17 protein-coding genes are annotated in these 15,722 nt (G+C 50.6%); 2 read left to right on the top strand and 15 right to left on the bottom strand.

The features are described from left to right. Positions 1-73: 73 nt before the first annotated feature. From MOTHE_RS02040 to MOTHE_RS02010, 7 genes are all read right to left on the bottom strand, one after another. On the bottom strand, positions 74-847 hold the full coding sequence (locus MOTHE_RS02040; RefSeq protein WP_218161187.1) for a DeoR/GlpR family DNA-binding transcription regulator: 774 nt from the start codon (positions 845-847) through the stop codon (positions 74-76). A 436-nt stretch (positions 848-1,283) separates the two neighbouring features. Continuing rightward, positions 1,284-2,609 (bottom strand): MFS transporter, encoded by a 1,326-nt coding sequence (locus tag MOTHE_RS02035; protein WP_011392014.1) that lies wholly within the window; start codon positions 2,607-2,609, stop codon positions 1,284-1,286. Positions 2,610-2,810: 201 nt separating this feature from the next. Then, on the bottom strand, positions 2,811-4,310 hold the full coding sequence (locus MOTHE_RS12670; protein ID WP_011392013.1) for a xylulokinase: 1,500 nt from the start codon (positions 4,308-4,310) through the stop codon (positions 2,811-2,813). Beyond that, a complete protein-coding gene (locus MOTHE_RS02025; RefSeq protein ID WP_011392012.1) occupies positions 4,307-5,344 on the bottom strand; it encodes a zinc-dependent dehydrogenase in 1,038 nt (345 codons plus the stop codon). The genes MOTHE_RS12670 and MOTHE_RS02025 overlap by 4 nt, the downstream gene beginning before the upstream one ends. Positions 5,345-5,350: 6 nt before the next feature. Next, on the bottom strand, positions 5,351-6,154 hold the full coding sequence (locus tag MOTHE_RS02020; RefSeq protein WP_011392011.1) for a class I fructose-bisphosphate aldolase: 804 nt from the start codon (positions 6,152-6,154) through the stop codon (positions 5,351-5,353). A gap of 1,102 nt (positions 6,155-7,256) precedes the next feature. After that, on the bottom strand, positions 7,257-8,186 hold the full coding sequence (locus MOTHE_RS02015; RefSeq protein ID WP_080997164.1) for a phosphate ABC transporter substrate-binding protein: 930 nt from the start codon (positions 8,184-8,186) through the stop codon (positions 7,257-7,259). 141 nt (positions 8,187-8,327) lie between these two features. Next, entirely contained in the window at positions 8,328-9,383 is a 1,056-nt protein-coding gene (locus tag MOTHE_RS02010) for an HAD-IC family P-type ATPase (protein ID WP_053094608.1), read from the bottom strand. Between the two features lie 92 nt (positions 9,384-9,475). Here MOTHE_RS02010 and MOTHE_RS13215 point away from each other — a divergent pair, with 92 nt between their 5' ends. Next, a complete protein-coding gene (locus MOTHE_RS13215) occupies positions 9,476-9,664 on the top strand; it encodes a hypothetical protein (RefSeq protein ID WP_158499093.1) in 189 nt (62 codons plus the stop codon). Here the strand turns inward: MOTHE_RS13215 and MOTHE_RS02005 are convergent. From MOTHE_RS02005 to MOTHE_RS01995, 3 genes are read right to left on the bottom strand one after another with little or no spacing between them, the layout of a single operon-like run. Then, a complete protein-coding gene (locus tag MOTHE_RS02005; RefSeq protein ID WP_011392009.1) occupies positions 9,657-10,124 on the bottom strand; it encodes an Hsp20/alpha crystallin family protein in 468 nt (155 codons plus the stop codon). The genes MOTHE_RS13215 and MOTHE_RS02005 overlap by 8 nt on opposite strands. Further along, complete coding sequence (locus tag MOTHE_RS02000; RefSeq protein ID WP_011392008.1) at positions 10,105-10,548, bottom strand: hypothetical protein; 444 nt, start codon at positions 10,546-10,548, stop codon at positions 10,105-10,107. The genes MOTHE_RS02005 and MOTHE_RS02000 overlap by 20 nt, the downstream gene beginning before the upstream one ends. Before the next feature lie 14 nt (positions 10,549-10,562). Next, positions 10,563-10,820, bottom strand: a complete 258-nt coding sequence (locus tag MOTHE_RS01995) for a hypothetical protein (RefSeq protein ID WP_011392007.1) — start codon at positions 10,818-10,820, stop codon at positions 10,563-10,565. Between the two features lie 118 nt (positions 10,821-10,938). Between MOTHE_RS01995 and MOTHE_RS01990 the strand changes: the two genes are divergently transcribed. After that, a complete protein-coding gene (locus tag MOTHE_RS01990) occupies positions 10,939-11,196 on the top strand; it encodes a hypothetical protein (protein ID WP_011392006.1) in 258 nt (85 codons plus the stop codon). A gap of 295 nt (positions 11,197-11,491) precedes the next feature. Here the strand turns inward: MOTHE_RS01990 and MOTHE_RS01980 are convergent, their stop codons facing one another. The 5 genes from MOTHE_RS01980 to MOTHE_RS01960 all read right to left on the bottom strand — a co-directional run bounded on the left by MOTHE_RS01980 (position 11,492) and on the right by MOTHE_RS01960 (position 15,608). Further along, positions 11,492-11,674, bottom strand: a complete 183-nt coding sequence (locus MOTHE_RS01980; RefSeq protein ID WP_053094605.1) for a hypothetical protein — start codon at positions 11,672-11,674, stop codon at positions 11,492-11,494. Positions 11,675-11,770: 96 nt separating this feature from the next. Next, the gene (locus MOTHE_RS01975; protein WP_053094604.1) at positions 11,771-12,595 is read right to left on the bottom strand and encodes an ABC transporter ATP-binding protein; all 825 of its coding nucleotides are present in this window, start codon (positions 12,593-12,595) and stop codon (positions 11,771-11,773) included. A gap of 2 nt (positions 12,596-12,597) precedes the next feature. Further along, the gene (locus MOTHE_RS01970) at positions 12,598-13,386 is read right to left on the bottom strand and encodes an ABC transporter permease (protein WP_011392004.1); all 789 of its coding nucleotides are present in this window, start codon (positions 13,384-13,386) and stop codon (positions 12,598-12,600) included. 26 nt (positions 13,387-13,412) lie between these two features. Then, on the bottom strand, positions 13,413-14,456 hold the full coding sequence (locus MOTHE_RS01965) for an ABC transporter substrate-binding protein (protein WP_011392003.1): 1,044 nt from the start codon (positions 14,454-14,456) through the stop codon (positions 13,413-13,415). Between the two features lie 60 nt (positions 14,457-14,516). Then, a complete protein-coding gene (locus tag MOTHE_RS01960; RefSeq protein WP_011392002.1) occupies positions 14,517-15,608 on the bottom strand; it encodes an iron-containing alcohol dehydrogenase family protein in 1,092 nt (363 codons plus the stop codon). Positions 15,609-15,722: the final 114 nt, after the last annotated feature.

Here is a 15,722-nt window from a genome sequence, read left to right as displayed (position 1 = left end):
TTAAATACGAAATCTGATATGGAGCATTTTTGGATTTAATTAATGTGAGGACTTACACTATACTTAGATTCATTTACTCGGCGACAATCACTTGTACGCCTGCGCTTTCCAAAGCACTACGGAAAACGGGATCGATTCCGCTGTCGGTGATCAGCGTGCTAATCCGGGTCACGGGGCAGATGCTAACTAAACCTGTTTTACCAAATTTGCTAGAGTCCACAACGGCTATCAATTGGCGGCTGATCTCCACCATTTTCCGGCGGATGGGCATGGATTCGATGTCATGTTTGGTCAACCCTTCTTCCAGGCTGAGGGCGCTGCAGCCCATTACGCAGATTTGGGCGTGCATCCCGGCTAACATTTGTTCCCCCATCCCCCCGAACAGGTTGTAGGCGTGGGGGCGCATGACACCGCCGGTCACAATTACCACGATGTTCTCTCTGTCCCGGAGTTCATAAGCAATCTCCACGCTGTCGGTAATGACGCGGAGCGGCTGTGCAGGTTTCAGAGCCCGTGCCACCTCCAAGGTGGTCGTGCCCGCATCAAGAATAATGCTTCCTGCGTTCTCCACCAACTTGGCCGCTACCTGGCCGATTTTTTTCTTCTCCATGGAGTTTTTTTGGGCCCGCACGTGCTCGGTCATCTCTTCTGGCAGCCGGTCAGCTAAGCAAGTGCCGCCCCGTGTTCTTATCAATACTCCTGCCCGTTCAAGCTCCTTAAGATCGCGCCGGACAGTAGCGGGGGATGCCCCCACGATTTGGGCGAGTTCGGTTACAGATAGCCAACCTTTCTGCTGTAAGGCGTTCCGTATCTCCTCTCGCCGCTGTGCCGCCAACAACCCGATCACTCCAATCGTCTGCTACATACCGAACTAGCCAGGTGGTTTCAGGCCAAATAAGGGAAAAAATATCATCCACACCCTAGGTGGACGGCGTAACATCTCCCAAGGAAAAACCAGGCCAAAATGTTTTTAAAGGTAGCGGCCACCTGCCCCTATGCGTATGTACCGCCACCTATGCCATCATACCACAAAAATGAGCCGAAACGCCAGAGTGTGACCAGAAATCTGGTTCCAGGCTTCATACCGAGGTGCCAATGCAGAGTACGAAATGTGGGTTACGTTACTACACGTATCGGCTTCAGCCATGATGCGGATTAAAAATAAATGACCAACTGGAAATTTAACCCTGTTGGTCATATTATATAAAAAAGTTAATAAAGGTATATCTAATATTTATTATAGTGCTTAGTTTTTAAAGACTGATCACTGCCTGGATTAAAGGCTACGATATAGGTTCATCCAACGTCAAAATTAATATGAAGCCTATAATAGCACATAGCCCGAAATACAGGAATGCAGCATTATAACTTTTAAAAGCATCCAGTAAAGCTCCTACGATCATTGGAGAAAAGAAACCTCCAAGGTTGCCTCCACTATTCACTAGTGCAATGGCTACGGGATAACTGTTAGCATTAGTCACACCCATAGGATAGGCTGTAAATGCAGGCCAACCTATATTTAGTAAAAAACCTGTCATGAATAAGCCAATAGATACGGCAAAAACGTTTTGAGGTAATGATATTATTACAACCATCATGATGGCTGTAGTTAAGGCAGTAATAATCATAGTTGGCTTACGCCGCTTAAGAAACACTTTATCCGATAACCACCCACCGATAATTGAGCCCAAAAAACCACCGATCCATGGTGTGCTTGCTACAAATCCCATTTTCATAAATGAATATCCTTTAGTATTAACCAAATACGATGGAATCCAGGTCATTAGACCGTAAAGGACACTTACCATCATAAAATATGCAAGCGTGTCACCCCAAATATTCCATGAAGTAAAGACTTTCCCGTTCGAATCTATAAGCTTTACTCTCTTGGCACGGATTAACTTGTCCAACCATCCTAAAGAATTGCTTTGTATATTATCTTTTGAAGTAACCTTACTTTCACTGCGGATATATTCAACTTCGGCGGCAGAACAAAAAGGGCTCTCCTCTGGGTGACTCTTAACTAACAGATACCAAATTAAAGACATTACAATACCTGGTATAGCAAACAAATAAAATACATAGCGCCATCCGAAATGTAAAGTAATCCAAATTCCTATAGGGGGTACAATTATCGGCGCAAACATTGTTGCAGCAATATAAACACCAGTAGCTGTTGCTTTTTCTTTGGGAGGAAACCAAGAGTTAATAGTTGTAGTCATCCCTACAGGAGTTGGGCCTTCAGCTAACCCTAAACCCAGTCGAAACCATTTCATAACCGTGGCATTGAGGGCGGTACCAATTAAATAGGTAAAGGCAGAGAATCCAAGAATTGATAGTGATACTAACCCACGCGTACTAAATTTACTAAACCAAAAACCTGCTGGAATTTGCGAAATGGCATAACCGAGGAAAAAGAAACTTGCTAAGGCACCGGCTTCTAAGTTGGACAAACTGAAATCTTTTTTAATAAAAGGTAATACTACCCCTATATTTGATCGATCGGCATAGTTTATAGTATAAGCGACAAAAATGAGGAGCAAAACTATCCATCTATAATTAGTTGATTTTTTAAGTGTTTTTCCCGTTTCAGTAACTATCTGAGACAACTATATACCCTCCCACATAATTGTATTTTTTGCCTTAATGTTACCCTGCACTTGCAATTGTGAAAGCGACCTGGCCAGCTAGTTCTTACCATCCACTTCAATTTTATTGTTTTCTATAATCGATATTCCCCCTTCCAAACTGCTTATAATCTCTCTGTAACAACATTTAATACATCAATTACCCCCCTTTGGATACATTCATTAATATACATTTAACGCGTGCATTGCTTCTTTTGTCGAAGGGTACAACCTTTCATAAATAGTAAATAACTGGTCATATATCTTGTAATTTGTGAAATTAGGTTTAAAACATGAGTTGAATTTTTTAAGATAAGGAATTTCTGGATCCTCCCATCCCATATAAACACCCCCTGCTATACCCCCAAGTAATGCGGCACCTAATGCTGCAACATGCTGAAAATCTGTTGTCTGGTACTCTAAACCTAATACATCCGCTTTAATCTTTAATCCCAATTGGCTTTTAGCTGCACCACCGACACAAGGTAAACTTTTAATTTTTAAATCCCACTGTGCTTCAGCATATTTCAAGATTTGACGTAAACCAAAAGCTATTCCTTCATATACGGCTCTTATAATATCAGCTCGTCTAGTATCCAGTCGTAGACCCAGCCAAAGGCCTTTGGCATTGGGATCGAAAATCGGACTCCTTTCTCCCGCCAAATATGGTAGAAAAATAAGTCCACGAGCACCGGGTTCGGATCTTTCTGCCTCTTTTTCTAGTTCACTCACTGTACCTAATTCGGGAAAAACATTAGTTATCAACCATTCGATAGCAGCACCTGGAGTAGACATAGCCCCGTGAGCAAGCCAACGGCCCGGGTAAACGTGAGATCTGTTTAGAAACATAGAATTAAAATCTGGTCTATCAAGGCAAAAAGTTAGCACATCCGAGGTCCCTGCACTTTCAAAACAGTCGCCTTTCTGTGATAAACCCAGAGCAAAACTAGCAGCCGCGGTATCAGCACAGCCCAGGGCGACAGGAAGTCCTGTGGGCAATCCTGTCTCCTTAGCCGCTTGAGGAGTTACTTCACCAATTTTTGTATAAGGTGTTAAAATTGTAAGAAGTTTCGAGGATGGAATTCCTAAGAGTTCGCGTAATTCATCTGACCATTTAAAAGGTTCGGCTAAACGCACCAGGCCAGAAAAAGATGCTACAGTAGGATCAACTGCCCATTCCCCCTTTAATTGGCCACATAAAAATGTATTAAGAAAGCCAACTTTTTTGGTTCTATTCCAGCTATTATTTTCTTCTCTCATTATCCAACGCACTATTCCGGCAGAATAGGTAGACGGAATAGGTTTATTCCCTACATGAGATTGAAAATCTTCCTCTCCCCCCCAATATTTAACTAGTTCTTCGACATCCTCTTTGCTCCTGATATCTAAATAAGGAATAGCAGGTCTTACCGGAAGACCCTCATCATCTAAAAATACAGTGGTAGGACTCGTTACACTAAAACCCAATCCTGCAAAACCTGTTAAATCTGTTGTTATCTCCCGAAGAACCCGGCAAGTGGCATCCCAATACTGCTTTAAATCTAATTCTATCCAACCGGGTCGTGGACTCGAAAAAGCAATTTTGACTTCGCCCTGTCGAACTAGTTCCCCGTTAATATTAAAAATACAAATTTTAACGCTGCTTGTTCCTGCATCTATGCCTATTAAAAGTGGTTTTTTCAAGGAATAATCGCCACCTTAATACCTTGACTTGATCCTGCAATTCTAAAGGCTTCTTCCGCCTTATCTAAAGGGAAACGATGGGTGATCATTTTAGAAGCCTTTACTTTACCCTTTGCGATTAAATCCAGAGCCTTTCTATAGTCATCACGCCTTGCAGCACTTGTACCAGTGATTTTTATTTCGTTATAATGAATGAGATTTACATCAAGTGCTGCTTTGTCACCAACAGAAAAGCCAGCAAAGAAATTAATTGTACCTCCTTTTTTTACAAGGGTAAGGGCATCCTGTGCTAAGGCCGGTATGCCTATGGCCAAAAAAATTATATCTGCTCCTAATCCATCAGTAACATTTTTAACTATGCTATTTAGATCCTCGGTCTGAGGGTCTACTACACGATCTGCTCCGAATTCTTTGGCTATAGCACGTCGATGTTCATTGGGTTCACTGATAATTACATAACTGGCCCCAGAACTTTTAGCTAATTGCAAGTGCATTAGTCCAATTGGCCCCGCGCCTAAAATTACAACCACATCTCCTAATTTTACTTTAGAATTATGATGTCCGTTCAAACAGCATGCAAGAGGCTCTGCTAAAGCTGCTTCCTCAAGGGAAATGTTGGAAGGCAAGTGATACACATTCCCCCCTTTAACCGCAGGGGCTGGAATACATACATATTCTGCAAATGCACCTTCATACTCGTAACCCAGGGCTGTACGATTAGCGCATACGTTTTCTAATCCATTTTTACAATAGAAACATGTATGGCAGGGAATAACAGGCGCCACACCTACTCTATCACCAACATGAAATTCTTTTACATTAACTCCAGTTGCCTCAACAACCCCAGCAAATTCGTGGCCCAAAATAGAGGGTATCCGGACCCCTCTTGTTTTGGCCCCCCTAAAAATTCTAAGATCTGTACCACAGATTAAACACGCAGCAACTTTTACTAAAATCTCATCCTCTCCCGGTTCCGGAAGTGGTACATCTCTTAGCTTAAGCTCGTTAGGTCCCTCAAACACTAAAGCCTTCATTAGAACTTATCTCTCCTTGCATTCTCTATAAATTTCTAAGGCTTTTTCTACTGAAGCACCTGAATGGACAATAGCCTTAATCGCTTCAATAACAGCGGCCGGGTTTGAATCTTCCCAAACGAAACGTCCACATGTTACCCCCGCCATACCGACCTGAATCCCTTCCCAAATCATCTGGAGATAAGATGATAAATCATTACCAGAAGAACCTCCAGCAATTACTACACGGCTGGGGCAGGCAGCCACTACCTTAGCAAAAGACTCTGCCGAACCTGTCCAATTAGTTTTTACGATATCCACACCAAGTTCTGCTCCTACCCTAACAGCATAAGAAACTGCATCAGCATTTTTGGGGTCTTTTACTTCGGACCCGCGCGGATAAATATGAGCTATAAGGGGTAAACCCATAGCTGAGGCTTCTTTGCTAATTTGAGCTAAATGGGTAATTTGTTCTGCTTGTTCTGGCCCACCTACTATAACACCAACTGAAATGGCATCAGCTCCCAGTCTTAAAGCTTCTTCAACATCAGCCACTGGCGTGTCATATTTTGGATGATAAGGTGAAAAAGTGGTAGATTTTAATATTAAAGGTACTTTGCCCGCATAAGGTGGAAATACTTTTTCAGCAATCCCTTTATGCATCGTTAATGCGTTAGGTTTACCTAAGATTATTTTCCTAACTGTCTCTTTAATATTAACTAAACCCGGTAAAACACCACGGGCCATAGCATGGTCAACTGTAATACCAACAAAACGCTTTGATTCAGAATCCAACAACCTACTTAAACGTATTTCTTTTCCTAGCATCATTAAAAGATCTTCCTTTCTTATTATATTTTTATTTAGATTTTACAAAGGCAATCACTTCACCAAGCTAAAAACTAAATACCACAACAAATCGGTTTATTGCCGCTGCACCTTAACCATAACCCAGATGCCCAAAGATTATATTAAATACTAAACGGTTCATTTTAATTTACATCTCCTCCCCTCTCCTGATTTTTCTCTCTGATTTTTTCTACTACCTATATTTAGAATTTATTTCGGTAATAATATCGTTGGCACTTCAATTTGCAACTATTAGCATGTTTTTATGCGCATTTTTCCTCTACTTACCCATTTTTTCTTTAACGTTTCTGTTGCTAAGTGAATCTATTCTACATGTTTTTAATAATTCCTGCTGGTCTTGCTGCTTTTTTACGTTTATACGTTTTCATTGTTGAAGCTTAATATGCGAAACTAATCTTTTTTGATGATTACAATTGATCTATTCTACGTGTTTTTAATAATTCCTGCTTGCTTTATTACTTTTTTTGCGTTCATATGCTCTCGTTGTTGAAGCTTAATATTTGAGCTTGCTTTTTTGACGCTTGCAATTGATGATTAGCAGTGGTCCCGGGAAACCGGTCTTTAAGTGTAGTTTGACCTGTAGAAAGCCTCTACCCCCAGTAAAAGAAAAGCGTCTGATATACCCAGACGCTTATTATATAGATACAGGTTGATTTCCTCATAGGTGCCTGTGGCCCTGCTAGTTCTTCTGGACCTTCTGGTCTGATTTACCAGCTTTACCTGGCTTACCTGACAGCACCCTCCTTCGGTGGGTCTCCACCCCGATAAGATCGCTAACCTATACCCCGCGCCCGCCCCATATACTCTACCGCCCCTTCGTAGCCCGGATTTCGCTTTGTTGTGCCAGCTCATCCGGGCGGTACAGCCTCGTATGGGGTTCCTGTTCATCGGGCCGTGGCCTTGTCTCCAGCTTCCTTCGGATTCCACCTCGCGATGGGCATTGCCTTTGGCTAGTAGATTGGTGCTGCCTCGTCTGCAGTGGACTTTCACCCCACCGGGTTAACGCCCATGCCAGGCGCACATCAAAAAAGCCGCCCGCAGGCGGCTCTATTAGTGTAAGGAGCTACTTCTTGGGAGTCACATTTCCCTGGGCGTCGCGTTCAACCTTCATGTCGGTTACGGGGATGTAGCCCATCTTGGTTACCAGGTTCTTCTGGACTTCGTCGCTCATTATGAAATCCAGGAATTTCTTGACTTCCCCCGTCGGCTGGCCTTTGGTGTACATATGCTCGTATGCCCAGACCTTGTACTTGTTGTCCACAATATTGGCTGCCGTAGGTTCAACCCCGTCAATTTTGAGGGGCCGGACGCTGGAATCAATGTAGGAGAGAACCAGGTAGCCGATAGCGCCTGGGGTTTCGGCAATGGTCTTGCGCACGGTACCGGAGGCATCCTGCTCCATGGCGATACCCTGGGCTTCTTCCGCACCGTTTAAGGCATATTTTTTAAAGGTCGCCCGGGTACCGGAACCCTTGGGCCGGTTGACGATGTTGATCTTCTGGTCAGGACCGCCGACGTCTTTCCAGTTGGTAATTTTACCGGTAAAGATGTCAATAAGCTGCTGCTGGGTAAGGTTGTCCACTTTGACGTCAGGATTAACAACGGCCGCCATGCCCACAACGGCTACCTTGTGATCCACCAGTTGGGAGGCGTCGATACCGTCCTTTTCCTCGGCAAAGATATCGGAGTTGCCTATCTGGACGGCACCCTGGAACACCTGAGAGAGGCCGTTACCGCTGCCGCCGCCGTTGACGACGATGCGAACACCCGGGTTCTTTTCCATATACTGCTTGGCCGCTTCATCTACCAGGGGTTGCAGGGCCGTAGAACCCGCTGCTGTTATGGCGCCGCTCCCGCCGGACTGCTGGTTGCTGTTTTGCTGGCTGCTACCCTGCTGGGGAGCCGGGAACTCTTTCTTACCGCAGCCCGCTACAGCCAGTACCGCCACCAGGGCAATCACTAAGATCGCCAGCCATTTACCTTTACTCAGCACTTTTCGTCCTCCTCAGTAAGAGACTTTACCGGCCGCGCTCGCCGGAACAATTTAATTATAACAGTTCGGTGTTAGGCTTGTGTTAGCCTGTTATTAAAATTGTATTAAGATTTGGGGAAAATGTTGTAAACAAAAGCGGGGTTAGCCCAGGAGGAGTGCTGTCCCGCCGGTAGTCGCCGCCGTAACCGTAGCCAGGAGCCAGTCGGACCCTGTCAGGGGAACGGTGTGCAGCAGGCCCCGCACCGGCCGGCTCATAAACGTCAGCCACATGGTTACGACGGTCCAGACCCCTGCCCCCAGGACGTAAGGGTTGCTGAAGTAACCCTGACCGCCGCCATCCATCAAGCGGCAGTCGAAGAGGTGGAAAAGCTGCCCGGCCAGTAAACCGGCCAGGGCCAGGGAACGGGCCGCGGCCACTGATCCGGTCAGGTAAAGCTTAAGGGCAAAGAGGAATAATCCTCCCAGGCCAATGAAAACACCCCGGGTCAGGATCTGGCGGCTAAACTCCCCGGCAAAAAAGTCGCTCCGGACCTGGCGGGGCGGTTGCCTCATTATTCCGGGGGACGGCGGGTCTTTGACCAGGGCAAGAGCCGGCAGGCTGTCACCCACCAGGTTTAGCCACAGGAGCTGGACGGGTAGCAGGGGCAGAGGCAGGCCGGCCAGGACGGCAGTAGCTGTCAGAAACACGTCGCCGATATTGGTCCCCAGCAGGTAGCGGATGGCCTTGCGAATATTGGCATAAATGGTGCGTCCCTCTTCTACCGCGTCGACAATGGTGACAAAGTTATCGTCAGCCAGGACGAGGCTAGCTGCGTCCTTGGTGACATCGGCACCATTCTGTCCCATGGCCAGGCCGATGTCGGCCTCTTTGACGGCCGGGGCATCATTTAGGCCATCGCCGGTCATGGCCACCACCCCGCCGGCTCGCTGCCAGGCCCTGACAATACGCGACTTGTGCTGGGGCGAGGTACGGGCGTAAACCTGGACGACAGGTACCAGGCGATCCAGTTCTTCGTCAGGCATGGTCTCCAGATCCCTCCCCGTCAGGACCATGCCGCCTGGTGTCAGGATCCCCAGCTCCCTGGCGATAGCCGTAGCTGTCGCCGGGTGATCGCCGGTGATCATGACCACCTTAATGCCGGCCGCGTGACAGCGGGCGATGGCCTGGCGAACTCCGGGCCGGGGCGGGTCCAGCATGCCGGCCAGGCCTGCAAAAATAAGGGGAGCGCCCGCTTCTCCATCCTCTCTATAGGCGACGGCCAGGACCCGCAGGGCCGGCCCGTAAAGGCTTGCGCTCCCTCGCCGTGACGGGAGTGAAAAATGGTATAGTCATCGGCGACCGCCCGGGTGACCTCAAGGCCAACTGGAGACAGGTATGGCAGGATATTGTCGCCGAAGCCAGAAATGTCAGGAATGAGGATATAAAAAATGGTTGCCCCCGAAGGCAACCCGGACAAATTACAGGGTATTTTACTTAAAGAATTCGATATTCAAGGTCTCACCCTGAGAACCAGGATGTTTAATAAAGCGGATTTCAAGGAGGCCGCGCTGATAGGTGGCCCGGGCGCTCTTGCTGTTTACGGCCACTGGCAGGGTAACGGAACGGCTAAATCTCCCCTGTTTTTTTTCTTGCTGGTGTACCTTTACCACCGGCAGGAGCTGGATCTCAGGATAGATCTCCCCTTCCAGGCGCAGTATATTTCCATTTAACTCCACTCGGACGTCACCTGCCTGGCGCAGGCCGGGGAGGGCCACCGTAACGATAATCTCGCCGGCTGTCTCTACTATATCTACCGGTGGCCATTTGCCCCTGGTCAGGCGATTCAGTAAACCGGCGGGTCCCGGCCAGCTCATGCCGGTGACTTCTTTAAAGAAGTCTTCATCCAGATAGGGAATATTCTTTAAAGCCTCCAGGGGGTTATACTCCCCGGTCATCATTTTCACCCTCTCTGCGACTGGCTTGAAAATTTACCCGGGGAGGCTTCCCGCCCAGGGGGCGGGGGTTAGGAATTGAGCTTCCTTCCGGCTTCTTTTCCCCGGGTGGTTTTGCTGGTGGGCCGAGGCGGATAACTCTGCCGCCATAATTAAGACCAATGCTCAAGGAGCCGCTTAAGTCTTTCACCCCGATGCCATCAATGTTAAACGTCAGCTGGTCCAGGTTTACTTTATCGATGCATACTTTATCTACGTGAACATTGAGATCCTGCCCTACCAGTTGCCCCAGGAGAGCCGTCAAATCAGCAGCCATTTTATTAACGGTGGCCTGTAGTTCTTCAACCCGGCGTTCGAGCCCGATTAGCACCGTCGCCCCCGCGGGGGAACGCTCTGGAACCCGGCAGCGCTTGCCGATTAGCCCGAACATCACGGCATTACTCCTCAAAAGACTTCTTGGTTGGCAGGAGCAAAGTTCGACTTAAGGCCGTTGTCTACGATGGGGTTATCGATGATATCGGGATCATTGATGATATTAGCCCCTGTGGAAAAGAAATTAAGATTGCCGGCCACCTGGCCCAGGGCCATATTTGATTTTGTATTCATCGTCCAGGGCTCAAAGACGTTTTTACCCTGACCCATACCGGCATTGGTACGGAACTGGTTGATGCGGATAATGCCAGTAATAACAGCCACTGCCATGGGCTAGCCCCCCTATGCTACCAGTTTATGCAGGTCGCGGCGATTTGAACAACTACATTGCCGTCACCCTTTGGATTCTGGCGCCATAACCTTTATTAAGAAAGGATGGTGCCGGGCCATGGGGCGATTTGTCCTCCAGATCAACATCCATACCCTGCGGATTGCCGATGTAGACACCGGTTCGGCGGTGGCCATTGGCAATAACTACTTTTATGACTGGCATACCTGCAGTAAGACAAACAACGGTTTTGGCCGCCTGAGCGGGGATTACAACTCCATGGTTGACCCCGCTTTCCAGATCGATGATCCCGACTGGCAGGATATGTTGTGTAACGAATGGCTGGCGGAGCCATACCTGCATAAGCTACTGGAATAAAAAGGAGGTGGGGTGTCCTGAAGACGCAAATTTTCCTGGGCCGGGTAAATATAGTCAGCGTTAATAATAACGCCGGTGCCTTTTATGGCGAGAACACCCTGCGGGGCTGGCAGAACCGTTCCAAGGGCAACACCGGCGTGGGCCGGGTAAACGGCGACGGCAACGTTATCGCCAGCCGCCTCAATTACCTGTATGACCCGGATCACTTTGACCTGCTAATCCGGGTCCCCAAGTAAGGGATAAATTAAAAGGCGGGGTCCTGACCGGTTAGCCAGCACTCCGCCTTCAATAATCCCTAGGCAACTTTCTCAATCTCCCTGGAGGGAAGGCAACTCCCTCCATATCCTGCACCCTCCAACTCGGCGATTTTTTTGTATACCTGCTCCTGCATCTTGTGCCGCACCTGGGGGTCTTCTACGGTTTTTTCCAGGAGCCAGGGGCACTCCTTAAGTAACGTTAGCAGCTTATCCTTTAGCATTTTTCCTACCTCCCCTGGGTTGTCATTCTATTTGCTTATATTCTAACTCCCCGGGGTTAAGGTCAGGTTAAGATGAAATTAGATCTCAATTAAGATTTAACCGCACCCTCCCGGCATCATGGTGGCGGCCTTCAGGCTCTCCTCCCGGATCTGTTCCAGGATGCGGCTCTTTAGCTCCAGGAAGGGCCGAGAATTCTTAACCTCGAAGGACCGGGGCCGAGCCAGGGGCACGGGGATGCGGGCCTTGAGGCGACCAGGCCGGGCCGTCATGACATAAACTGTATCCCCTAAAAAGACAGCTTCCTCGACATCGTGGGTGACAAAGAGGATGGTCTTCCGGGTTTCCTCCCAGACCTTTAAAAGCAGTTCCTGCATGACCAGGCGGGTCTGGGCGTCCAGGGCGCCAAAAGGTTCGTCCATGAGGAGAATGTCAGGGTCGTTGGCCAGGGCCCGGGCTATGGCCACCCGCTGCTTCATACCTCCGGAGAGGTTTTTGGGAAAGGCGTCGGCGAAGGCGGCCAGGCCGATAATATCCAGGTAGTGATCGACAATCTGCCGGCGCCGGGCGGCATCCATCCCCTTCAGGGTAAGGCCGAACTCGATATTCTTGCGGACCGTCAGCCAGGGGAAGAGGGTATAGCTCTGAAAGACCATACCCCGGTCCGGCCCCGGTCCCTGGATCAAACGGCCGTCTTTATAGACCTGGCCGCTGCTGGCTTCCGCCAGGCCGGCGATGATGCGCAGCAGGGTGGATTTACCACATCCCGAAGGCCCCAGGATAGTGACAAACTCCCCTTCCCGAACCTCCAGGGAGATGCCGTCCAGGGCGGTAATCCTTTCGCGCTTCAAAGTAAACTCCCTGGTCAGGTTGACAACTACCAGCTTTTTTCCGGAAGCCCGGGGCGCCGCCGCCAGGGCCATAGCTACACCTCCCTCTCCGTCCAGGGGAACAACCAGCGATAGAGGACTTTAAAACTCATATCGCAGATAATCCCCAGGACGCCGATGGTCAAAATCCCTACGAACATATCCGGGGTACTCAGCTGCCGCCCGGCATTCATGATCAAGAACCCCAGGCCGGAACTGGCCGCCACCAGTTCGGCAACGATAACATAGGTCCAGGCCCAACCCAGGGCAACCCGCAGGGTATCCATGATTCCTGGCAGGGCTGCCGGCAGGATGACCCGCCGGAACACCTCCAGGGGCCGCGCCCCTAGGGTGTAGGCGGTGTCGATGAGGTCCTGGGGGACGTTATGGGTAACGTCCATGACCATCAGCACGAGCTGGAAGAATATCCCTATAAAGACGACGCCAATCTTCTGGGTTTCGAAAATGCTCAACCAGATAATAGTCAAGGGGATAAAGGCCGAAGCCGGCATATAACGAAAAAAGGCCAGCAGGGGCTCAAAAAAAGCCTCGACCACCTTCAGGCTGCCCATGAGGATACCCAGGGGTACGCCGATAGCTGCGGCCAGGAGGAAACCGGTGGTCACCCGGAAAAAGCTGATGCCGATATCGTTAATTAAACCGTTCCCCGCCAGTTCGACGGCCGCCCGGGCCACAGCTCCGGGCGGCGGCAGATGGGTCGGCGGCAGGTGGCCAACTGTTACCCCCAGCTGCCAGGCTAACAGAAGGAGGACAAAAGCGGCCACGCTAAGGCTAAAATATAGTTTCCCCGGAATGGGGGTATTGAGTTTAAAGTACTTGCCCATCTAGATAACACCGAATTTCACTGAAGTTATATTTTCGCCCTGTTGACAAAGGTCGGGTCGATCATGGCTTTAGCATCGGGTTTGGATTTAATTACTTTGTTGTTAAAGCCGAAGTCGATTGCCTGCTGCAAGGAGGTGTAGAGGGTTCCTGGCTTGTCGGCCGTGCCGAACATCTCCTTGTTCTGGGCCAGGTTGAAGAGGCGCAGGGTCTGCAGGTTGCTCTCGAACTCTTCCTGTTTGATGCCCAGTCCCTTGGCCATAATGGCATTGGCTTCGGCCTTATTGCTTTCCCAGTACTGCATGGCTTCCGCCAGGGCGTCGACCATGGCCTGGAGAGCCTGGGGGTGTTTGTCGGCCCAGTCGCTCCGGAGGGCGACTGTATCCATAATCAGCCCAGGGGTCTCCTTGGAGGTTGCCAGGAGGTTACCCTTGTTCTCTTTAACGGCCTTACTCAGCCAGGGTTCCCAGGTGACGGCGGCATCTACTTTGCCGGCCACGAAGGTCGACCCGGCGTCGCTGGCTGACATCTGGACGTGGTGGATGTCGTTTTCAGTCATGCCGTTTTTGGCCAGGATGGAGAGGAGCAGGATGTGGCTGGCGGTGCCGAAGTCGTAGGCTACGTTTTTACCTTTGAGGTCCTTGATGGTCTTGATCTCCGGTTTGGCCAGGATGCCGTCGCCGCCATAGGAATCGTCCAGGGCCCAGATCTGTTTCAGGGGTATGCCCGCAGCTACAATCTGGGTTTCAATATCCAGGGTGGTAGCGATGCCGTCCACCTGGTTACCGGCCAGGGCCTGCTTGCGCTCGCCCAGGCCCTGGATGACGATTAACTGTACATCCAGGCCGTGTTTCTTGAAGAAGCCTTTATCCCGGGCCAGGAAGAGGGGACCGTAGCCCGACCAGGTGGTCATGGTGAGCTTGACGGGGGTGAGTTGTTGCCCCTGGCCGCTACTCCCGGTCTGCTGGTCTGCAGCCTGCTGTTTGCTACCGCCCCCGCAACCGGCCAGGGCCAGGCCGGCCAGGGCCAGCGCCAGGAACAAGATGGCGATTCGCTTTAGTTTTCTTTTCATGATAAACCTCCTCTTAAATAGCTACCCTGTCAATGAAGTTCTACCAGCCTCCGAAAACAGCTAAGCTGTCTCCCGGCCGAGGCGGTCGGCTGCCAGCAGGGCTTCCCGGATCATGGTGGCCGTCACCGGGAAGGGCATGTTGGCCATATCCGGGCTCTCTGCCGCCGCCCGGCTGACCAGGTCCAGGGAAGGCCCGTCCTCCGGGGATAGCCCCACACCTTCCAGGGTTACCGGCAGGCCGACCCGGCGGTTAAAATCAGCCACTCCCCTGATTTCCCCCCTCTCTCTCCCTTCCAGGACCAGCTGGACCAGGTTGCCGAAGGCTACCAGTTCTCCATGGCAGTAAGAACGGGTCAGGGGGGAAGCGGTTAAGCCTTCATAAACGCCGTGGGCGCCGGCAGTCCGCCCGTCATCGCCTCCCAGGCCGCTGACCAACCCGCTGATAAGAATCACGGCGTCAATGACCTTCTCCAGATCCGGGGTGACTGCCCGGTCATCTACCGCTGCCCTGGCACCTGGCCCGGCGGCCAGGATGCTGTCATAGCATAGGCGAGCCAACTCCAGGGCGCCTTCCAGGGCTAGATGCCGGGCGGCTGCCGTGCTGGTGGCACGCAGTTCGATATACTTGGCAATGGTGTCCCCCATGCCGGCAGCCAGGTAACGGCCAGGGGCGGCAGCGATGATCCGGCTGTCTACCAGGACCAGAGACGGATTCGCCGCCTCGTGGGATATAGCCAAGAAGTGGCCCTCCCGATCATAGATGATGGCAATGGAGGTAAAGGCGGCGCAGGTAGCAGCGATGGTCGGCACCGTCACCAGGGGCACCCCTGCCTGCCAGGCGGCTCCCTTGGCGGTATCCAGGGCCTTGCCGCCGCCAACCCCTATCAAGAAATCGGCTCCTGTTTCCTTAACAGTTGTCGCTACCCTGGCAATATTTTCCGGGCAACATTCTCCCCCGTACCAGACCTGCCCCGCCGGTTCTACCCCGGCTGAAGATAGGGCCTCCTGCAGGGCCGGGGCTGCCGCCGCCAGGGCCCGGTGGCCTCCGGCCAGGCAGGCCCTGGCGCCCAGCCTTGCCAGAGCCTGGCCGGCTTTTTCAATGACAGCCGGACCCCGGAGGTAGCTCCCGGGGGCGATAATTCGTTCCAGCAATTTTTGTGCCTCCTGTTAACCCTCCGACTTCATAAGGCCGGGGATGACCCCCCTCTGCCCGTCCCTTTACCGGCACTTATGTTTCGTAGCTTCGGAACATCCCCGACTCAGCGC

Origin of the sequence: Moorella thermoacetica (assembly GCF_001267405.1) — a bacterium.
Classification (GTDB): Bacteria; Bacillota; DSM-521; order Neomoorellales; family Neomoorellaceae; genus Neomoorella; species Neomoorella thermoacetica.
The sequence above is the reverse complement of the archived record's forward strand: the minus strand, read 5'-3'. Positions and strand labels throughout refer to the sequence as shown.

Bases quoted from the DNA above. Each gene is read 5' to 3' on its own strand.
- MOTHE_RS02025 (WP_011392012.1), bottom strand. From the start codon at position 5,344: ATGAAGGCTTTAGTGTTTGAGGGACCTAACGAGCTTAAGCTAAGAGAT.
- MOTHE_RS02020 (WP_011392011.1), bottom strand. From the start codon at position 6,154: ATGATGCTAGGAAAAGAAATACGTTTAAGTAGGTTGTTGGATTCTGAA.
- MOTHE_RS02010 (WP_053094608.1), bottom strand. From the start codon at position 9,383: ATGCTGGACCCGCCCCGGCCCGGAGTTCGCCAGGCCATCGCCCGCTGT.
- MOTHE_RS02005 (WP_011392009.1), bottom strand. From the start codon at position 10,124: ATGATGACCGGGGAGTATAACCCCCTGGAGGCTTTAAAGAATATTCCC.
- MOTHE_RS02000 (WP_011392008.1), bottom strand. From the start codon at position 10,548: ATGTTCGGGCTAATCGGCAAGCGCTGCCGGGTTCCAGAGCGTTCCCCC.
- MOTHE_RS01995 (WP_011392007.1), bottom strand. From the start codon at position 10,820: ATGGCAGTGGCTGTTATTACTGGCATTATCCGCATCAACCAGTTCCGT.
- MOTHE_RS01990 (WP_011392006.1), top strand. From the start codon at position 10,939: ATGGGGCGATTTGTCCTCCAGATCAACATCCATACCCTGCGGATTGCC.
- MOTHE_RS01980 (WP_053094605.1), bottom strand. From the start codon at position 11,674: ATGCTAAAGGATAAGCTGCTAACGTTACTTAAGGAGTGCCCCTGGCTC.
- MOTHE_RS01975 (WP_053094604.1), bottom strand. From the start codon at position 12,595: ATGGCCCTGGCGGCGGCGCCCCGGGCTTCCGGAAAAAAGCTGGTAGTT.
- MOTHE_RS01970 (WP_011392004.1), bottom strand. From the start codon at position 13,386: ATGGGCAAGTACTTTAAACTCAATACCCCCATTCCGGGGAAACTATAT.
- MOTHE_RS01965 (WP_011392003.1), bottom strand. From the start codon at position 14,456: ATGAAAAGAAAACTAAAGCGAATCGCCATCTTGTTCCTGGCGCTGGCC.